A 1,424-nucleotide genomic window follows, 5' to 3' on the forward strand; every position below is an offset into this window, starting at 1 on the left:
CGCCGACCTCACGGGCGTCGACATCCTCCTGCACGCCGCCGACAACATCTACACGGAGTCGCAGGACGAGAAGTTCGCGGCGCCCGAGCAGATGCGCCGGATGGTGGACGCCGGTGACATCGGCCGCAAGAGCGGGCAGGGCTTCTACGAGCACTGACCTTCGCGGGGCCCTTCGCCGGGCTTTCGCACGGGCCTTCGGGGGCCGGGAGCGGCGGCGTTCCTCGCGGACGCCGCCTCACCCTTCGGGGTGAATTCGGTATCGGTTCGCTCACAGGCGGCAACTTCTGTTCCGGGACGGGAGTCAGTTGCTGTGACATACAGGGACACGCGTTGGCTGACATGAACACATCGGGGAGCGGGTTATGCACATCAGGGGCGACCACAGCGAGCTGGTCGTCGGGGGCCGCCTCGATGTCCGCAGCGCGGCGGACGCCCGTTCGGTCCTGCACTCGGCCGTCGACGACGGGGTGGGGGACCTCGTGCTCGATCTCTCCGAGCTGGACTCCTGGGACGCGACGGGGCTCGGGGTGATCATGGGGGCGCACCGCCGGGCGGGGCGGTGCGGGCGGCGGCTCGTGCTGCGGGCGGTGCCGGCGCAGATGCAGAGGTTGTTGGTGGCGACGCGGTTGCACCGGATTCTGGCGATCGAGGCGGTGGCGCCGTAGGCGGGGCGGGGGTGGGGTGCGGGCTCGCCGGGGGCGCACTCGCGGGGCTCCGCCCCGGGCCCCGAGTTCGGGGCTCCGCCCCGGGCCCCGCTCCTCAATCTCCCCCAGCCTTCGGCCGGGAGGTACCCCCAGAGGGGCTGAATTTTGCGGTGCGGGGCGGATTTTTCCAGTGCGGGCGGGACCGGGGGGTCGCCTTGGAATCCACACGAGACCGTGATGTACCCGGAGCTGTTCCGAGGGGTGAGGTCGGGAATACTGGCCTGAGGTTTTAGGGTGCCTTCGCTTACCGACGGTACAGACGCTTCTTGGGGGGCACAGGACCAATGGACGAGCGCGAGCCTGAGCTTCCGGCGACTGCCGCGGAGGCCATCGAGGCCGTGGAGGCCGCCGCCGACGCCGGTGGCGGGACGCCGTTCGACGCCTTCGGGGTACGGGACGACGCCGACGCCGCCCCCGACTCAGGCGAGGACGGGATCGCCGACCTCCTCGCCCCCTTCGGCGAGCCCCCCGCCGCCACGTCACCCCAGGCGGCCAAGGCGCCCGAGGAGCCCATACCCGGCGGCCAGAGTCCCGTCGTCCTGCCCAGCGGACTGCCCAAGCGCGAGCCGGGACGCACCTCGGCGTCCAGGAGCGGCGGCCCGGCCCCGCGCGAGTCCGTCTTCGGTGCCGCGCCCGAGGAGACCCCGGCGCCCTCCTTCTTCGGCTCCGCGCCCGCCCCGCGCCCCGAGCCCGCGCCCGCCCCCGAGGCCGCCGCCCCCG

At 73.1% G+C, this 1,424-nt stretch carries 2 protein-coding genes and 1 pseudogene; all 3 read left to right on the plus strand.

The features are described 5' to 3' along the window. The coding region (locus G3I42_RS31965) for a 3-hydroxyacyl-CoA dehydrogenase family protein (RefSeq protein WP_239096815.1) at nucleotides 1-157 on the plus strand (157 nt) is incomplete at its 5' end. Between the two features lie 205 nt (nucleotides 158-362). Continuing rightward, nucleotides 363-665 carry an STAS domain-containing protein gene (locus G3I42_RS31970; protein ID WP_164291181.1) on the plus strand — a complete coding sequence of 101 codons (303 nt, stop codon included), beginning with the start codon at nucleotides 363-365 and terminating at the stop codon, nucleotides 663-665. A 323-nt stretch (nucleotides 666-988) separates the two neighbouring features. Beyond that, nucleotides 989-1,424, plus strand: a pseudogene (locus G3I42_RS31975) (hypothetical protein); the annotation flags it as partial.

Origin of the sequence: Streptomyces sp. SID11385, assembly GCF_010548245.1 — a bacterium.
GTDB lineage: Bacteria > Actinomycetota > Actinomycetes > Streptomycetales > Streptomycetaceae > Streptomyces.

Excerpts from the sequence above, each read along its gene's own strand:
- G3I42_RS31970 (WP_164291181.1), top strand. The coding sequence starts at position 363 with ATGCACATCAGGGGCGACCACAGCGAGCTGGTCGTCGGGGGCCGCCTC.